Origin of the sequence: Vibrio sp. V38_P2S17PM301 (assembly GCF_009904845.1) — a bacterium.
Lineage (GTDB): Bacteria > Pseudomonadota > Gammaproteobacteria > Enterobacterales > Vibrionaceae > Vibrio > Vibrio proteolyticus.
In genome coordinates, this window is record NZ_WXWO01000064.1 from 1 (window position 1) to 17,087 (window position 17,087).

Sequence of the window (17,087 nt, forward strand, 5' to 3'; positions counted from 1 at the left end):
CGTAAAAGAAAATGGTTCAGGTTGGCGCTCTGATAATGGTGCAGACCTAATTGTTACGTTTAAAAACTTAAACATTGAGAATAAAGTAGTTGTTCAGGTTAAGTCTTTTGAAGGTAACCATCATTCGCTTGAAGCCGTGTCTCAAATCGAAAATGCTATAAACGTTTACGGAGCAAATGCAGGGCTAATTATAACAACAGCATCTACTACTGAGACTTTAGACTCGGCAATCCAAACCTTAAATGAAAAAATGGATAAACAAATTGATCTTATGGCTGGCGAAGACGTGGCTAGGTTTGTTTTAAAGTATGCACCAGAAATGGTGTTCAAGGTGTAAATTCGTATAACAAACTGTTCAAGAGTGATTCGCAACGTGTGGCATTTTCACCATGCGTTGGTTTAAGTGATTAAGGTGGTATGCGGCGGCATTGGTATTGCGTTGTTCACACCTTAACAGGGCGTTATGTTTCACTTTGATTTAGAAGAAATAAAAGGTTTCTTGGCGCTTATTTCTTTGGCCTCTTTGGCAATTCGTTCGAGTTATCTCAGCAATTCAATATTGTCTGTCCAAAGTTCATGAATCCCTCAAACATAGTCACGCTTCAAAGTTCGTGGGTTGCTTCAATTTGAAGTCGCGTTCGCGTATTGATAATTGGTCTGGATCAAAGTCGCTTTGGTTCTATTTCCCAATAAGCACATCGGCAGCGGGGCTTTCGGCAATTTGAGTTTTGTTTTTCGCTGTTTTGAAAGGAATGCCGTCATTCGCTGAAAATCATCAAAGTTGCCTCAATCAAATTCCTGGGAATAACGTGCTTTATGTTTATCGCTTTTGTCGGTTAATTCCACAACGTCGTGTGACGCAAGTTAAACAGTTCTTTATACAATTCAGTTCTTTGCCAAGTAAGCGAGTCAGTTGTGGTAAAACATAACAAAGTGTTTAAGAGGGATTCGTCAACGTGTGGCGCTTTCACTTCAAATCGGTTTAAGTGATTAAGGCGGTCATATCCGCTTTGGCGGTAGCGTTGTCTCACCCCTTAACACGGCGTTAAATTTCAATTGGAGTATGTATGGCTATCTCATTTCGACATTCTGCTGGATTTGGTAAGAGGATGGAGTATTGGATTGCCGGATTAATGCTTAAAGAGGGTATTGATGTATATATGCCTTTAATTGACGATAATGGCATTGATGCGGTGATCAGAAAACCTGATGGAACATTTATTGAAATACAAATAAAAGCTCGCTCCAAAGAGGTTACGATGGGAGATGCAGCTTTGTTTGCTGCAATTACTCATGATCTTCGTGATAATTATTATTTTGTCTTTTATTCTGAGCGTTTGGAACAGTTTTGGATTATGTCGGCTAAAGACTTTATAAAAGAGTCTAGTCAAAATAAAACGGGCAAAAACGTAGATAAGCGCTCAATCTGGTTTAATGGCAAGCGTAAGAACAAAGAAACGGGAGAATATACGGAGCATTGTCATAGCCGTTTCGACAAGTACAAAGTCAGTGATTTCTCGAAACTAGTTGAAGTTTAACAAACTGTTCAAGAGGGATTCGCAACGCGTGGCATTTTTGCTATGCGTTGCTTTAAGTCATTAAGGTGGTATGCGGCAGCATCGGCATTGCGTTGCTCACCCCTTAACAGGGCGTTAGCTGTCATGGAGCTTGCTATACTCAAAGTGATAGAATAGTATCACTTTAGTATTCCTTTGGAGCAGCTCTCATGAAAGTAGAACTAGTTACATCACTCAAACGTCAAGCAACTAAGATCCTCGCCGATCTCCACGACACCAAAGAGCCAGTGTTAATTACTGAGCATGGTAAGCCATCCGCGTATCTCGTTGATGTTGATGACTACGAGTTTATGCAAAATCGTTTAGCTATTCTTGAGGGTATTGCACGAGGTGAGCGTGCACTAGCTGACGGTAAAGTGGTAAGTCATGATGAAGCCAAGGACAAAATGTCAAAATGGCTGAAATAATCTGGACTGAACCAGCGTTATCTGACCTCAACGATATCGCTGAATACATCGCTCTTGAAAATATCGTAGCTGCAAAGCAGTTAGTGCAAACGATCTTCTCCAAAGTCGAACGCCTACAAACTTTCCCAGAGTCAGGCCGTATTCCACCCGAGCTAGAACATTTAAGTTATCGTGAAGTTGTCGTTAATCCATGTCGTGTTTTCTATAAACAAGACGGTGACAAAGTGTTTATTCTGTTTGTTATGCGTGCAGAGAGAGATTTGCGTAAGTTCCTGTTGAGTAAGCAGTAACCTTTGGGAATTAGCGGCTAACAAACTGTTTAAGAATGATTCGCAACGCGTGGCATTTTTACTATGCGTTGGTTTTAGTGTTTAAGGTGGTATGCGGGAGCTTCAGTATTGCGTTGCTCACACCTTAACAGGGCGTTATATTTTTAATCGAATTCAGAGTTAGAATCATGGATGAAAGAAGTAAATCATATTTAGAACGAAACCTTAGGTCGTTACCTAAAGAAATGGCATCAAAATACACCTCGTTTAGTGCAGATTACTTCTGTGCTGACGAATACAACGCAAATGTATGTGCTGAGCTTATATTGAAAGGCGAGAAGACCGCTACGTGTAGTCTCGATACCTGGTACAGCGAGCAAGGTGAAATAATGCCAGAAGTCGGGCATCTAATGGTCGTGACGAATTGGAGTGGTGAACCTGTTTGTATTGTCGAAGTAACATCGGTTACAAAGTGCAAATATAACGAGGTAACAGCGGAATTTGCTGCGTCAGAAGGTGAGGGCGACAAAACTTTAGGTTGGTGGAAAAAAGCGCATTGGGATTTCTTTTCAAAAGAGTGCGAAGAACTCAATATCAGTCCGTCAGAAGATATGTTGTTAGTCTTGGAGAGCTTCAAGCGAGTGTACCCACAAAAAATATAACAAAGCATTTAAGAGTGATTCGCAACGCTTGGCAGTTTCGCTTCGCTCAAGTATGGCCAAGCGTCGCTCACACCTTAATGCGGCGTTATATTTCAGGAGGTTTATCATGAGTAAGTGGCTATTAGATAGGCTATTCGAAGCCGGTGATCAGGCAGAGCCCCGCTTTGCGTTTCAGGGGACTGTAAACTGGATGAGGGCTCTTGCCGAAGTCGTTAATTATGGCGCTTGTTCCTATGACGAATTAAATGATTTATATGCTCGGGTACAACGTAGACCTGTCAATCGTGAAGCTGATACGCTTGTGTTTGAGAACACAATGATGGCTTTACATAATCTGTCATCTCTGAAAAGCATGAATGAAGATGTCGAAGATAAATATGACATATGCCGTTCAGCCATCATTTCTTGGTATTACAGCGTCTATTTTTCCGCTAGCGCGATGGTTGCAGCATCTTCTGGTTCTATTCAAGAGAGGCATACAGCCACAGTAAAAGTTTGGCAGTCAGATATCGCGGAGAAAGCACTTATCCCTTATCCCTTATCCATTTAACCTCTTTTTAACTAGCTTAGTTTCAAAAACTGCTGATGCTGAGATTGCTTCATATAGAGGTGCTAACCGTTTCGATCTGAATGACAGAGCTTATGACAATGAAACTGCTCATGGTGCACTGGTTTCCTATCTAAAGGGCACTCATGGCTATAAAAAGTGGGAAATAAAAGAGAGAGTAAAAACTTCTCGTGATTTCAAAGCTCTCGGTGTTGACAATTTTCGCACGAAAGCTGCTTGCGAGGTTCGCGATCGTGCACTAGATAAAGGGCAAGTTAACTTCCTTATTCAGGCATTTAGATACCGTGGTAAAGCGAACTATCGTGACTCTATATTTTTGTCCTACGGTGACAACAACGAAGCTACTATAGAAGAGTTTATCCAAGATTTGTACGACGTCTCTATGGCTTCATTAGGGCTACTTCGCATTATTGCAGTCGCAGAGTCGAGAGAGGTACTTGGGCTGAGTTTGTTGAGGATATTTCTGATAACTCGAGGTTGTCTATTGACTCTAACGTACTTGAAATATAACAAACAATTTAAGAGTGATTCAGCACGCGTGGCATTTTCAATTTGCGTCGGGTTTAGTGGTTAAGGTGTTATGCGGTCACGTTTGTAGTGCGTGCCTGCGCCCCTTAACGCGGCGTTATGCATTAATTTAATTAGGGTGGTAAATGAAACTAATAGACGAAATTATAGAAATACTTAGCTCTGATAAAAGTAACTTAAAAACTGCTTTGCTAAAAACTAAAGTGTTATTACATAAGCTAGGTGAAAAAAATCTGTTGGAGTGGGTCGATGGTGAGCTTAAAGGTTATTCATCGATTGAATCTCTACCACTATACAGAGTGATTCATATTACTGTGATGGGGAGTGCCAGCAACATGGCATATCGTCATTCCAACCAAGTATTACCGGTAATGCATTTGGATAAAAAAATCAGGGAAAAACTCGAGATAAGATACTTAACTGATAGCATAGCTGTTATCGAAAAGTATTCTCAACAAGAAAACCTTCAAATAGCTATTGCCCCTGAATTTTATCCACTTTTATCTAAAGGCTTAAGTAATGGGTTTCAAGTTGAGAGTGCTTGGGGTGTTCATTCTTCAGGTGAAATGACTCAAATTTTAACCGAAGTGAGTTCAAGGTTGTTGGACTTTGTTCTTGAACTTTCAGAACGCTTTCCTGCAGAGATGAATTCCGATGAAATGAAAACTAGAGCAAAAGAGGTCGGTGTGACAGATTTATTTAACAATACTGTATTTGGTGACAATGCCACTATAGTTGTTGGCGATTCAAATACTCAAAATATAAGCAACAATGTAATTAAAAACGATATGCAATCATTAATAGATGTGCTGAAACAAAATAAAGTTAGTGATGACGATATTTCAGAACTCCAAGTTGCTATAGAGAAAGATAAAGACTGTCCCGAGTTGCAATCAGGAAATTTTGGTTCAGAAGTTTCCAATTGGATGGGGAGCATGGTTAGTAAAGCAGCATCTACTATTTGGGACATAAAAGTCGGCGCCGCTGGTAATTTGCTTGCTACGGCTATTGGTAAGTTCTACGGATTTTAATGCATAACAAACTGTTTAAGAGTGATTCGCAACGCATGGCATTTTTACTGTGCGTTGGTTTTAGTGGTTAAGGTAGCATGCGGCGGCTCCGGTATTGCGTTGCTCACACCTTAATAGGGCGTTAAATGCACGGGCTGCTATATAAGGCACAGCCTCAGTGCTACTTCTTGAGTTTATCGGATAACGCCTTAAGACCTAGGGCAGTGGCTTTTGTAATACTAGTTTCCTTGTATGGGTAGCTATTGGTTCCAGCGTTTGTTACTTCGATGACTAGATCTGATGTTGTTTTGCGTAATGTAAGCGCATTGGTGTCGAAACCTTCTGGCTTAATCACAATTTTGTTATCACCGCGATAAGTCCAGTTGAAAATATGGCCTGACTTTGACTCTAACGTGAGTTCTCTGCATAGTATCTTTGCTAAAGTTTCAAATTCCATTTTGAGATCCGTTGTGTATTAGTTGAACAAGTATAATAATCAACAAAGTGCATTTAACAAAGCATTTAAGAGGGATTCGCAACGCGTGGCATTTTCACTATGCGTTGGTTTAAGCGTTTAAGAGGGGTTCTTAATGCTTGGTGGTTTTGGTCCAAAGTTTAGTTTTTTGTTTATGGAACAGGGATTTAAGTTGGGTGCTGTAGCGTTGTTACCCCTTAACGCAGCGTTATGTGCTAATGGATTAACATGCAGTTTCGATTCAAATCTGAAGATATTTTTTGTACCTGTTGTTGCGTATGACGTTGAGGGGAAACCTTGGTGGCGTTTCTGGTAAAACGTACATAACAACGCGTTTAAGATAGATCCCCAACGCCTGGCATTTTTGCGTTGGCTTTTGTGTTTACGGCACAATCGTTGAGGTTCAGTGACAGCGTTGCTCACCTCTTAATACGCGTTATATGTCCTTTTTTGAATAACTAATAAATGTAACTTTCGATGCATATGTTCATACTTTCGTTCACTAAACTTTCAGTGTCTGTATGAGTACAGGTCTGAGTTTACTAGGTTTAACAAACCAGAAGGAACACATAGATGAGAGTATTGATTATATTGCTGGCTGCATTTTTATTTGTGTGTCTCCCCTGTTGGCTGTATTCACTAGAGCTGATGGAAAATACATTTTGGCAGCGCGACCTAAACGTCAACATGCCAACATATTCAAGAGAGAGTTATAGAACTTGATATTTTCGTCAGATGTTGTAATCACAGCTCATTGGTTTGGGTTTGCTGGTATTGAATGAACGACGCCTGAATAGTTAGGGAAATTACATGAAAAAGCTTATCGTTGCTGTTGTTTTTATCATTTCGATTAAAGCATTGGCGGGCGTAAAGGCTCCAGAAATGAATGATGAAAATGGATATGTTGAGCCTTTCAAAATGTTTGACAATGTGTACTATGTTGGCGATCGGTGGGTTTCGTCGTATGTTGTAGAGACATCATCTGGCTTGGTCATTATAGACTCGCTCGATTTTCCATACAGCAAGTGGATACCCATCAACCTCAAAAAACTGGGGTTAGAGGGAAAGCCAGTCACTCATATCTTAGTCACTCACGGGCACTCCGATCATGTAGGAGGCGCGGAGTATCTCCAGTCTCTATATGGCGCCAGTGTGATTATGACTAAAAAAGCACGTAAGTTAGCTATAGAGCAAGCTGATAAAAGTCGCGGCGAGCACAAGTTCCTGCCCCCTGATGTACAATGGTTTGCCCAAGACCGATCCAGTATTGTGCTCGGAGATACCCAGTTTACCGTCTATATTACGCCAGGCCATACAGAGGGCGATTTGTCCATAGACTTCATGGTGAAAGATAATGGCCAATTGTATCGTGCGTTTGTCGTGGGTGGTCATGGAGTCAATTTTCAAGATCCTCACCTCATGAAGACGTTTTTTGCGAGTATGGCCCGAATCAGGAAGTTGGCCGCTGAAGAGCCGTCAGTCGTAGTTAATCTGGCAAATCATCCGCACAAAAATAACTTGTTTGCCAATCGAGACAGGAAAACTACGACCAGCGCATTGAACCCGTTTATTGATGAAGACAGTTTTTTTCGGTTTATACAGCAGCAAGTCAAGCTCGCAACGGAAAAACTGAATGAGGCATCTGATATGATCGCTTCAGAAAATTAACAAGTCGACAAAACCAAACGCTGGCTAAGGTATACCCGATATCTATCCGCTAAATTGTTGGAACCCAGTTTTTGAATATCATGAAACTTGGAAGCTGTATCGTAATACCGAAGAGCAGAGGGAACATAGATGGAGTTTACAATCACTCGAATAACCACACACATCGGTATCTTCAAGTTGGCTGGTGTCCTTTCTGGTCACAATGATGAGGTTACTATTCACTATTCTAGTGTTGAGTTTATGGGGACGGATGGTTGGGTTGCCATTAATAGTGAGTCAACCGCAGGTTTATCCATCTTGAAAGCCATCGAAGGGGATGTGATTCGACATTTAACCCATTAGCACCTGCACTTATCGATGCTGGATACTATTTTAGTGCGATGCGGCAGATTGCGTGCAGATCAAAAACGGCCCGTTAAAAGTAGTGGGCCGTGTCAGTGATAGCAAGCGAATCAATATTCAGGAGTTTCCAACAGTTTAATCGCACTATCCACGGCATTGTTAATACTTTGGCTACTTTCCAGCTTACCCGAACTTGCCGGTCCGAGAGCACAGGCGTATAAGGCCAATTGTTTATCGAAAGGCAAATCCAACTGCTCGTAAAGATTTTGTCGGATTTGTGCGTGCTGTTCTGGTTCTTGGCTTGTCAGGCGAATCAAAGTTTCGTAAATCAAAGTTTTCATGTTATTTCCTTTTTATTGTACTTAATGCATATCAATTGTATCTGTTTTAGATTGGCAGATCGCGAGCAACAATCACATAACAAAACCTTGATACTTGGCTTTCTATCCAAAGTGTCATGGCATGATGAGATTTGCTCTCTTGTCTGCGTATGTTGGGAAAATAACGTTGGATGAGTAAGGCGAGCGCTGGTGGCGGTTTTCCGTTATTGCTATAGAGCGTAAATTTGGAAGCGTTTTGAGAAAGCTAATGATGATAGTGCAGCGGAGGTGCATTCGTGAGCGAAATGTATTTATCATTGGTGACGTTGGACACTGAAGGAAGCGTTGCGCCACGCCTGTTAGTATGACACCGTGTGGGGATGAAGAACCGGAACTTGTGAACAATATGAAGATGAAATACGGGGCCGTGTTGCTGTCGTCATTGCTGACTACATCAGTATTGGCTACCTCAGGTGAGATCGACTGTGCCAAGGCGGCAACAAATTATGAGGTGAACCATTGTGCAGCGATTGAGCTTGAACAGGCACAGAAAGAGTTACAACGTTATCTCAAAACCAGCTTGGACCTCAATCAAGATGACAGAGAGTTGTCTCAGGCTATCTTAAATGCGCAGCAGAGTTGGGAGCAATATTACGAGGCTCATTGCCAGGCAATCCTCACCAAATGGCGAGAGGGTACGATTCGAACAACCATGGTATTGACGTGTAAAACACAGCTGACCAAACTGCGTACCCATGAACTCTGGGCGAGTTTTCTGACTTATGTCGACAACACATCGCCAGAGCTGCCTGAACCACAAATGTGATGCGGCCAACTTTTTAGACCTTGGAATATATAGAATGAAACAATCAATTGTTCATATCGCACTAGTTGTTCGGGACTATGATGAGGCGTTAGATTTTTACATCAACAAACTTAAGTTTGAGCTGATAGAAGATACGTATCAACCAGAGCAAGATAAGCGTTGGGTGGTGGTGTCACCGCCAGGCTCTCAAGGTGTGACGCTGTTGCTGGCTAGAGCATCCAAACCAGAGCAGCTTTCATATATCGGTAACCAGTCCGGCGGACGGGTATTTCTGTTTCTCAATACCGATGACTTCTGGCGCGATTATAATCGCATGGTGGCAGACGGTATCGAATTTGTTCGCGATCCTCAGCAGCAAGAGTACGGCACGGTCGCCGTGTTTCGCGATCTGTATGGCAACTTATGGGATTTATTGCAGTTAAACGATAGTCATCCTATTTTGGCCAGAACACAATAAAATCAAGTCATCTACATTAAGTTGGCCTCCATGCGGAGGCCTTTCTTTTATTATTTCGGCGTCTTAAGGGAACCTTAAGTTTTGTTCATTAGCATCAGGTTGAATAATTCAACGACAAGGAACGATCTAATGAAGCGAATCACTCTTGGCTTGGCTTTCTGTATTTTATTTGGCAGTTCATCGGTAGCGTTGGCTGACCCAACCTGTACAGCGCAGCCAGAGGTACAGTGGCTCTCCATCGAAGATGCTAAATCGAAAGTAGAAGAAATGGGGTACCGAATTAAAGAGTTTAAGAAGACCGGTACGGGTTGCTACGAGTTGTATGGTTACACTGCCAAAGACAAGCGGATAGAGATTTATTTCGACCCGACCAATATGAACAAAGTAAAGGTCGAGATGGATGACTGAGTCGTTTAAATGGGATTGGGTCGTGAAAGCGACCCATTGGACTTCTGCAATACTTTTTATGGCGAATTTCTTTGTTCTTGAAGAGGGCGGTCAGTGGCACGAATGGGCGGGTTATCTCATCTTGATCAGTGTGATCGTCCGTTTGATATGGGGGATGCTCACGGCATCGCCGGCGCGTTTAAGCCACTTTGCTCCCAATCCAGCAAAGGCTGTCCGTCATTTGATGGATGTGTATCTGTTTCGTCAAGACAAACATAATGGACATAATCCCGCTGGCGCCATCATGGTCTGGGTATTGTGGAGCTTGCTGATCGCGACCGATAGCTCGGGGTGGGGGATGGAAACGGACTATTTTGGGGCTCTGACTGGTTAGAAGAGGTACATGAAACCTTAGCGAATCTGACGATGGTTGCTGTTGCCATTCATGTGGCTGCTGTCATTCTCATGACCAAGCTGACCAGAAAAGCGTACCTAAGGTCAATGTTACCTTGATCACAGACAACATTGACTCCTCTACTGAGCCCAACTGAAATCAATGCTTGGACGGAGTATCGGCCAAACGGCTGACTCAGATGAAATAGCCAGCAATGATCAGCGTACTGACCAGAGTCGACCCGACGATAATGGCGATCAGGGCATCTACAGCCATATGTTGATCACCGCGAGAGCGGTAGAGCCATAAGCCAAGCCCCACAAAAAGCAGGATGTCCAATAAGCCGTGTGTCACCCAATGGTGACCTGTGATGACAGCCAGAACATGATGCACACTCTCGCTGCTTTCCTTAATCACCACAAGCAGCGCACTAAATACGCTGGTTAACGCGTAGGAAAGACCGAATGCAGCGGAAAACGCACCGACGTGATCGGCTTTCGATGTTTTTTCTTGATTTGCGTGTTCGTCAGACATGATTGCGATCCTTCTGTTAGGTGGCGAGTAAGGCGGCTTTGACACCCATGGTGATCACCGCGCCCGAGCCTTCCATCGCCAGCGTGAGGATGATGATGAGAGCCGATGTCCAAAGGGTTAACTTCCTTTTAGACGAGTGGCTGGACGTGTCACAAAGCGACATCATAGGCAGAAAGGTAGAGAGCAATAACAACATCAGAAACAGATGCTCTTTGGTTTCCATGACAAAGGAGTGCGCAAACGGCCAGGGGCCTGCTTTGATCAGTGCTTTGTCACCGCCGTAGTGAACCACATACCAATATCCACCCGCGACATAGGCTAGCCACATGAATACCGCGACCAGTGAACTTGACGTTTTGATTCGCGATGAGCTTGCATCTGAAGAGTTCAATGTATCGACGAAAACCCACACCGCAGCAATCAGTGCGAGAATCCCGAACATCGGATGCAACATAAGTATGAGTTCTTTGGACATATCACGCTCCTTTGTGACTATCCGGTGTGGTAGCCATACACAACTTGATTACCAACTTAATACCCTTAGAATTTAGCAGGGTATTGGCAGTGTTCAACGATTTGAGCGTATATAAATCAGAATATCAGTTGGACTTATTTGACATTGAAGTCATTTTATTGATTTTAATCAGAGGCTTATCTTGATATTTTCCTATATTTTGGCAGGGTGTGACTAACGGGTCAGGGGCGGAGCAGGCAAGGTGATAGCAAACGCTTTACCTCGATGCGTTGCATCACCTTGAACGGTACCTGTACTACCTATTGCGGGTATTAAGCGGATTCTGCTGCGGTAGGGTCTATTACGGACTTGACTTCGTTGACCTGATTTACCGGGAACTCACCCATTTCTGCGTGTTTTCGAATCAGAGATTCATCTTCAGAAATGAAAATGCAGTAAATCTTATTGGGCGTGACGAAGGTTTCCAGCCACTGAATCTTCGGCCCTAACGTTTCGAGTACACTGCATGATTTTTGCGAAATACCTTTCAGTTCTTCGGCTGAGAGATCTCCCGCTCCTTCAACTTCTCTTTCAATCACGAATTTAGGCATAACGGCCTCCTTAGGTTCACGTAAAGTTTAGTTCAAAAGTCTTGGTTGACTGCTGTAAGGTTGGATTCACGGGTAGCGAAAATGAGACAGCGGCGATGAAGAATGAGGAACGCGGCACATTATGACGGCGTTTGATGATTGCGGCGGTTATGCTGTGTGCCGCTTTATAAATTGCTTTAGTTCAGACACGGACCGGATCACATGCAAGGACTTGTCGACTGACAATTTCTCGAGGTTGAACATAAATTCATGATTCCAGAATGCCGGGCAACGCTTCAGTGTTTTGTAACTTTGCCATGTGCCTTTCACGACAGAACTTCCCTCTGGCCAACCTTCGGGTTTGACGAATAGCCCTTTCAGTAGTCGCTTTGTGACCAGCCAGTAACTGGTTAGATAGGGCAGATCAATGTAAACCAGCGTATCTGCAGACTCCAGCCGTTGATGAAAGGATGCCAAGGGTCCGAAGCCATCAATGATCCAGTAGTCAGATGTGAGTATGGCGTCGTGGACTTGGTCGAACGTTTGTCGATCGATCTGCTCCCCATTTTTCTGATAGACGATGGAGTCCAACTGGTGCAATGGAATGCCGGTTGAGTGTGCGAGCGCTTTGCTCAACGTCGATTTTCCACTCCCTGGTTTTCCGAAAACTGCAATTCTCTTCATATTACCTCCTTTTGATCTCGTATACCCAGAGGCAGAAACAACAAACCCACCTCTTTAGGTGGGTTTGCGAACTTTACCGCGCGTCAGAACTCCCACCATTCCTACGGAATGATGATAATTCGAACGGTTGGCTGAGTAAGATTTGTTTCCATATATCCATCGTCGTTTGTTGGCGCTGGGTTGTCAAACCCTTAACATTCAGTGGTCTGAAGGAGTGTCTGGCTTGCGTTGACTGTATTGAACAAGCTTATCACTGATTGTGTACCAACTCGCTTTCGAGTCGACAAAAATATGATACTGAGGGGTGATCCCAGGATCGCCTTCAACGGTACCCAGAGTGATGCTGGTGATCTGGCCATTGTCCATGCCAGCTAAAGTGGCGCCACACACTCGACAGAAACACCACCCGCCACCATTGGCTGTTTCATAGCACTCTACCAGTTCACTCCCGCTTAACCAGGTAAAATTACTGGGTGTGACACTCGCGTATGTCGCGAAGGCTGAACCGTGTTGGCGTCGGCACATCGAACAATGGCAATGACTGGCATTGTGTAACGGGCCATTGATCTGATAACGCACCTGTTCACACAAACATTTGCCTGTGACTTTCATGTCGATACCCTCTGCTTATGGCGCCGCTGAAGCCACGAGGTTATTACCGTTAGAACTCTGGGTGTTGGCAAAACTGCTTCGCTGAATCGCCGATTGTTAACCAACTTGGCTTTTCAGCTACAAACTCGTGGAACGAGTTCTCAAGCGCAATCTCATCATCAATGCAGTTGGCCACAATCGGGAATGAGTCACTTGTCGATAGTACTTCACCCAGAGCGGACCCGCACACTGAACAAAAACATCGATCGTACTGATAGGGCGGTTCGGCCTTGTAGGTTGTAATCTTGTCCAGACCCCGCGTGATGTGAAAGGATTCTGACTTTACAAACACCAAGGTGCTTGCACCAACTTTCCGACATCGTGTGCAATGGCATGTTCCCATCATCGTTGGGGTATCGCTCAGCTCAAATTGAACAGCGCCACAGCAGCAACTTCCTTTTATCATTTTAATTCTCCCAGCCTTGAAATCATATTAAGCGCGGATTGATCTGCGTCGTTGCTACAAATACTAGAACTAATTACTGTATAAATCAACAGTGAGTCATGACGAGGAAATGCGCTTGTCAGTCGAGAGGGATGCGGTAGAGTTCACTGACGGGCTGATGCACAAAGTAAGCCCAAATATGTTCAAACACCTGATGTTGACTTGGAAATGGAGCTAGTGCTTTCGCTTCTGCTAACGTACACCACCTGAACTCTGTGTGTTCATCATTGAGCTTAACGGCTTGGTTCGCTTCACATAACACGACAAAAACAGGAATAAGCTCGATTACATTGGCATCCGATTCATAGAACTGTTCGATGTATTGAGCGTTGTAAAGGGACGATACGTTTATCTGGGTTTCTTCCCGAAACTCGCGGACAATCGCTTGCCATCCGGTCTCGCCTTCTTCAATTGAGCCTGCGACGTGACACCAATAGTCACCTTTAACTCTTTTCATCAGTAGCATCTGCGTGACACCATCCACTTCGGATAATGCTACGCCTGAGACAACGGAGGTCTTAATTGGGATCATGGTCGGTACCTGTACGAATGGATTGTTTAATAATCTGGACAGTATTGTATCTAAAGAAAACCATATTCACTCAAGCAAGCCTCTCTGCTCTCCCTTAGTACAAAAAACCAGTCATTTAAGAGATGGTTTTGAAGGGGTATGGCTAGGCAAATCCTGTCAAAATAACAAAAGATCCAATTACTGTATAAATATCCCTCTAAACCTATAGAATTTGGCTGGTGGCCGAGTGAGCATAGACGTTTAGGTATAAATTATTGAGCAGCGCCAAGAATTCACAATGTCACCCTGAATTAAAATGTCGCGGGTTTGGCCTTCTTGAAAACTTCATAAGCTGCAGATTTATTGCCTAAGGCAAATATTGCTTATATTTGCCAAAAACCATGCTCAATGGAACCTAGAATATAGATAGCAAACTTACCTTTGCCCGGAATTTCTAGTGGTGGCACTGCGATTTCAGCACCTTGAGTTTCAATGTCGGACACTGCTTTTTCAATGTTGTCGACAAGCCAATATGGGCGGACAACCGGCGTTTCGTTCTCCCTCAGTGGTGCACGAACACCAACAATACTGCCATCTGAGAGTATGCTTGTTTTCGCGCCACCTAGCATTTCATCTGGTCCACTGAAGCTAATATTTTGAGCAAGCTCGTATGCTTTACAGACAGACTCAACGTCTGGAGATACGATTTCGAGGTAGTGTACTTTCATATTTACTCCTTTCTATATTTCTGTTGGGTTCTTTAAAACACCTAACGCAGCGTTAAGTAGTGAACAACATTTCTGAAGCTTCTCGCAGCTGAGCAGCTTTTTCTACGTTACCGAAAAGTGGAATGCTTCTACCTAGAATTATAGGAACTCTTTTAAGCCGAACGCGCCATGCGTTGCGAATCACTTTGAAATGCTTTGTTAGATCACGCTGTATCGCATAAGAACAGAGCCTGAATCTAACGTTCTGGAAACCAACAGGTTTAAATTGATTCTCCTTTTCAAACCACTGAAAGCTCGAGGCCCTTCAACACCAATATATGGCTGAGCAAGGATGTGAATTTCATTGATAAGTCCTTCGTTCAACAAGCTTGACGTAAGGCAGGGGCTGCCAAAAATAACTACAGTCCCTTGTATCTTCTCTAATTCTTGAACAACGTTGTTAAGGTTAACTCCTGGTATATGACGCGTGTTCCGCCAGGACAAATCAACCGGTAGGCTTGACACAACGAGTTTTGAAACCTGATTAAATGCTTTTGCTAGCGTCTGTGTGGCTTCAGGTAAGTCTTTTACATTTGTAGCACCGGGCCAGAATTGCATAAACAAATCAAAGGTGTTCCGACCGAAAAGTAATGCTTCAGCTGACAAAGTCAGGTCGATTGCGTAATGATGATGACTATTATCAACCGCGCTATCCAAATGATGGCACAATCCACTCGCTGTAGTGTTAATAGAGCTAATTACATATGCCATTGCTACCTCCCTGTCTATAGAAGTACCAGTACTATATAGTAGTCGGAGCGGAAGCCTATAATTCGACATCTGCGATCTGACGCCGCGTTAAGGCGTGATGCAATGCCTGTCAAACTGTTACGAGAAACTGGACAGTGTTGTGGAATCGCTGAGCGCTTTTTATAAGCGTGTTTTCGTTGACTACGTTTTATCCAAACTTTTCTTCGTACAACGTAATGACTCTCTGATACTTTTTGATTGTATCGTTGTTAGTTGTTGAGACTAAGAGACCTAGCAACAACGATGTCGCGTCTTTGTGCCGTCTCGTGTTATACAAATACATCGCATAAAAAGGCTTCACTTAATTGAATCTGGATATTCATTCAAGACTTGCTCAAAGTAACTCAGTGGTTCTTCTTACGCGCCAAGACTCCTATAAGTGCTAAGGATCAAAACTTAACGGTAACTCCTTCCATAACATGTCGTTCTTACCTGCGTAGATCCTTGTGGTTTTTCCGTTTGCATCAGTAATGCGTATTGTCGCGCTTTCTCCCTAAAGCGTCGAAGGGCTTGCTGATTTTTTGTGAACAATAATAGGGGTAAAGAAGGCGAGCAGTTATCGAAAGGCCAACGGTCTCTTTTATCGACTTAGTTACTGGTATCGCCAAAAACGAAGAATCTGACTTCTTCCCCTTTTCGCGACGGCTATAGGACGTCCTTTAGAACCAACTTTAACGTATAGCTACACCACAAAGACAGGTGGGTTAATTTTAAGTGTTTAAGATATCGAGGTTTTTTAGGCCTTAGAAAGGCGACAGCCCGATGTTGGTAGAACTGGTGCCGAATTTGGAAAATAACAAATTAAAACATGTAGTTATACAAAAAATTTTGTGATTTTAAGCACGCTCAAAAGTACAAAATGCCTTATCCCGAACATCTTTATAAATCATAGGTTTAGGATCTTAGATACTACTGTATAACTACACCCCTAAACCTATGAAATGTGCTGGTGGATTTATACTCAATCCACTACGTTTCGGTAAGAGCTATTGGACAGCGGAAAGAATCCACTCCGTCCAACCTTGCCCCCAACCGGCAGAGTCTGGAACCTTATAAACGCCAGAGCTCTTCAAAAGTGATATGCCCTTGTTTACGTTGCAGAGGCTAGAATCCCTATCTTCTGACGAAACTGAATTTTCAACATCTGATCCTAAGTAAAATGTTATACCTTCACCCAGCTCAGAGTCGTAATCACAACTCTCATAATTGGTGCTGTATGAAAGGCTGGAGCTAGTCATTTGTGTTTGACCGCACTTCAGGTTCAATTCGGGACAACTGGCAAGGCTGAGTCTCACGACCTTTCCTTTGTTGTCTTCTAGAAACTTATCTAGTCTGAGAATGCCTTCGCGGTCTCGAACGGTTAGTTCTAGTTCGTTCTCAACAATGACTTTGGGTTGAACGAGTTGTTTTTGCTGATTTACTTGGTTAGCAAAGTGTTTATCCTTTAGGGTTTGACAATAGCTGGAACTGTACCAATCTGTGAACAGTTCTTTTTGATATCGTCCAGAAGTGCTGCTGCCATAAGGTTCGTACTCATCTCGTGCTCTTTGGGCGACGCTTCGCATCAAACTTGAAGTGTCATTGATATTATGATCTTTAGTTATTTCCTCCATTTCTAGAAGCGCATATTTTTGCATATCTCTGTCATTAAAAATATCTGCCGACTTTGCACATTTATACGCTTCTAAGGCAGTATCTTCTACATCACTACAGCCTTGTATAGCCAATGTTGTTAAAGTTAATATAAGGCCAATGGTTCTACTTTTTAACATCAAATTATTTTCTCTATTTTATTTTTACTGGAATGTTGA

General features: G+C 43.1%; 24 protein-coding genes and 2 pseudogenes. 13 read left to right on the plus strand and 13 right to left on the minus strand.

Translation table 11 applies throughout. The features are described from left to right. The 7 genes from CAG64_RS14560 to CAG64_RS14605 all read left to right on the plus strand — a co-directional run. On the plus strand, window positions 1–337 hold a 337-nt coding region (locus tag CAG64_RS14560), incomplete at its 5' end, for a restriction endonuclease (protein WP_161489328.1). Between the two features lie 730 nt (window positions 338–1,067). After that, window positions 1,068–1,538 carry a hypothetical protein gene (locus CAG64_RS14570; protein WP_161489095.1) on the plus strand — a complete coding sequence of 157 codons (471 nt, stop codon included), beginning with the start codon at window positions 1,068–1,070 and terminating at the stop codon, window positions 1,536–1,538. A gap of 188 nt (window positions 1,539–1,726) precedes the next feature. Next, a complete protein-coding gene (locus CAG64_RS14580; protein ID WP_005448240.1) occupies window positions 1,727–1,984 on the plus strand; it encodes a type II toxin-antitoxin system Phd/YefM family antitoxin in 258 nt (85 codons plus the stop codon). Further along, complete coding sequence (locus CAG64_RS14585; RefSeq protein WP_025548916.1) at window positions 1,972–2,274, plus strand: type II toxin-antitoxin system RelE/ParE family toxin; 303 nt, start codon at window positions 1,972–1,974, stop codon at window positions 2,272–2,274. Before CAG64_RS14580 ends, CAG64_RS14585 begins: the two co-directional genes overlap by 13 nt. A 167-nt stretch (window positions 2,275–2,441) precedes the next feature. Next, window positions 2,442–2,915: an ASCH domain-containing protein gene (locus CAG64_RS14595; RefSeq protein WP_161457348.1), complete on the plus strand. Its 474-nt coding sequence runs from the start codon at window positions 2,442–2,444 to the stop codon at window positions 2,913–2,915. A gap of 106 nt (window positions 2,916–3,021) precedes the next feature. After that, entirely contained in the window at window positions 3,022–3,465 is a 444-nt protein-coding gene (locus tag CAG64_RS23860) for a hypothetical protein (protein WP_237668130.1), read from the plus strand. Window positions 3,466–4,136: 671 nt separating this feature from the next. Beyond that, window positions 4,137–5,042: an AbiTii domain-containing protein gene (locus CAG64_RS14605; RefSeq protein ID WP_161457468.1), complete on the plus strand. Its 906-nt coding sequence runs from the start codon at window positions 4,137–4,139 to the stop codon at window positions 5,040–5,042. 160 nt (window positions 5,043–5,202) lie between these two features. Here the strand turns inward: CAG64_RS14605 and CAG64_RS14615 are convergent, their stop codons facing one another. Next, window positions 5,203–5,478: a hypothetical protein gene (locus tag CAG64_RS14615; RefSeq protein ID WP_161457469.1), complete on the minus strand. Its 276-nt coding sequence runs from the start codon at window positions 5,476–5,478 to the stop codon at window positions 5,203–5,205. An 828-nt stretch (window positions 5,479–6,306) separates the two neighbouring features. Here CAG64_RS14615 and CAG64_RS14620 point away from each other — a divergent pair. Together CAG64_RS14620 and CAG64_RS23655 are read left to right on the plus strand one after the other, a co-directional pair. Continuing rightward, entirely contained in the window at window positions 6,307–7,164 is an 858-nt protein-coding gene (locus CAG64_RS14620) for an MBL fold metallo-hydrolase (RefSeq protein WP_161457470.1), read from the plus strand. 129 nt (window positions 7,165–7,293) lie between these two features. Continuing rightward, complete coding sequence (locus CAG64_RS23655) at window positions 7,294–7,506, plus strand: hypothetical protein (RefSeq protein WP_021705415.1); 213 nt, start codon at window positions 7,294–7,296, stop codon at window positions 7,504–7,506. A 110-nt stretch (window positions 7,507–7,616) separates the two neighbouring features. On the opposite strand, the gene CAG64_RS14625 is transcribed toward CAG64_RS23655, so the two are convergent. Then, window positions 7,617–7,847, minus strand: a complete 231-nt coding sequence (locus tag CAG64_RS14625; protein ID WP_021705416.1) for a PAS factor family protein — start codon at window positions 7,845–7,847, stop codon at window positions 7,617–7,619. Window positions 7,848–8,238: 391 nt separating this feature from the next. Between CAG64_RS14625 and CAG64_RS14630 the strand changes: the two genes are divergently transcribed. The 4 genes and pseudogenes from CAG64_RS14630 to CAG64_RS14645 all read left to right on the plus strand — a co-directional run bounded on the left by CAG64_RS14630 (window position 8,239) and on the right by CAG64_RS14645 (window position 10,009). Then, a complete protein-coding gene (locus tag CAG64_RS14630; RefSeq protein ID WP_443084056.1) occupies window positions 8,239–8,652 on the plus strand; it encodes a lysozyme inhibitor LprI family protein in 414 nt (137 codons plus the stop codon). A 34-nt stretch (window positions 8,653–8,686) separates the two neighbouring features. Next, entirely contained in the window at window positions 8,687–9,109 is a 423-nt protein-coding gene (locus CAG64_RS14635; protein ID WP_161448119.1) for a VOC family protein, read from the plus strand. 129 nt (window positions 9,110–9,238) lie between these two features. Then, window positions 9,239–9,517: a PepSY domain-containing protein gene (locus CAG64_RS14640; protein WP_161448120.1), complete on the plus strand. Its 279-nt coding sequence runs from the start codon at window positions 9,239–9,241 to the stop codon at window positions 9,515–9,517. Then, a pseudogene (locus CAG64_RS14645) lies at window positions 9,510–10,009 on the plus strand (cytochrome b/b6 domain-containing protein). Before CAG64_RS14640 ends, CAG64_RS14645 begins: the two are co-directional and overlap by 8 nt. Before the next feature lie 76 nt (window positions 10,010–10,085). On the opposite strand, the gene CAG64_RS14650 reads toward CAG64_RS14645, so the two are convergent. The 11 genes and pseudogenes from CAG64_RS14650 to CAG64_RS14695 form a co-directional block, all read right to left on the minus strand. Beyond that, window positions 10,086–10,424: a hypothetical protein gene (locus CAG64_RS14650; protein WP_021705421.1), complete on the minus strand. Its 339-nt coding sequence runs from the start codon at window positions 10,422–10,424 to the stop codon at window positions 10,086–10,088. Window positions 10,425–10,440: 16 nt separating this feature from the next. After that, window positions 10,441–10,899, minus strand: a complete 459-nt coding sequence (locus tag CAG64_RS14655) for a hypothetical protein (protein WP_161448122.1) — start codon at window positions 10,897–10,899, stop codon at window positions 10,441–10,443. Window positions 10,900–11,210: 311 nt separating this feature from the next. Next, entirely contained in the window at window positions 11,211–11,489 is a 279-nt protein-coding gene (locus tag CAG64_RS14660; RefSeq protein WP_021705423.1) for a DUF4242 domain-containing protein, read from the minus strand. Between the two features lie 147 nt (window positions 11,490–11,636). Next, complete coding sequence (locus CAG64_RS14665; protein WP_021705424.1) at window positions 11,637–12,152, minus strand: hypothetical protein; 516 nt, start codon at window positions 12,150–12,152, stop codon at window positions 11,637–11,639. 198 nt (window positions 12,153–12,350) lie between these two features. Then, window positions 12,351–12,764, minus strand: a complete 414-nt coding sequence (locus CAG64_RS14670; RefSeq protein WP_021705425.1) for a GFA family protein — start codon at window positions 12,762–12,764, stop codon at window positions 12,351–12,353. Between the two features lie 49 nt (window positions 12,765–12,813). Further along, the gene (locus CAG64_RS14675; protein ID WP_021705426.1) at window positions 12,814–13,209 is read right to left on the minus strand and encodes a GFA family protein; all 396 of its coding nucleotides are present in this window, start codon (window positions 13,207–13,209) and stop codon (window positions 12,814–12,816) included. Between the two features lie 118 nt (window positions 13,210–13,327). Next, window positions 13,328–13,780 carry an NUDIX hydrolase gene (locus CAG64_RS14680; RefSeq protein ID WP_161448124.1) on the minus strand — a complete coding sequence of 151 codons (453 nt, stop codon included), beginning with the start codon at window positions 13,778–13,780 and terminating at the stop codon, window positions 13,328–13,330. Window positions 13,781–14,142: 362 nt separating this feature from the next. Next, window positions 14,143–14,487, minus strand: a complete 345-nt coding sequence (locus tag CAG64_RS14685) for a VOC family protein (protein WP_161448126.1) — start codon at window positions 14,485–14,487, stop codon at window positions 14,143–14,145. Window positions 14,488–14,685: 198 nt separating this feature from the next. After that, complete coding sequence (locus tag CAG64_RS14690; protein WP_161448128.1) at window positions 14,686–15,237, minus strand: dihydrofolate reductase family protein; 552 nt, start codon at window positions 15,235–15,237, stop codon at window positions 14,686–14,688. 187 nt (window positions 15,238–15,424) lie between these two features. Continuing rightward, a pseudogene (locus CAG64_RS23875) lies at window positions 15,425–15,666 on the minus strand (tetratricopeptide repeat protein); the annotation flags it as partial. Between the two features lie 596 nt (window positions 15,667–16,262). After that, window positions 16,263–17,048 carry a hypothetical protein gene (locus CAG64_RS14695; protein ID WP_161489329.1) on the minus strand — a complete coding sequence of 262 codons (786 nt, stop codon included), beginning with the start codon at window positions 17,046–17,048 and terminating at the stop codon, window positions 16,263–16,265. Between the last annotated feature and the right edge of the window lie 39 nt (window positions 17,049–17,087).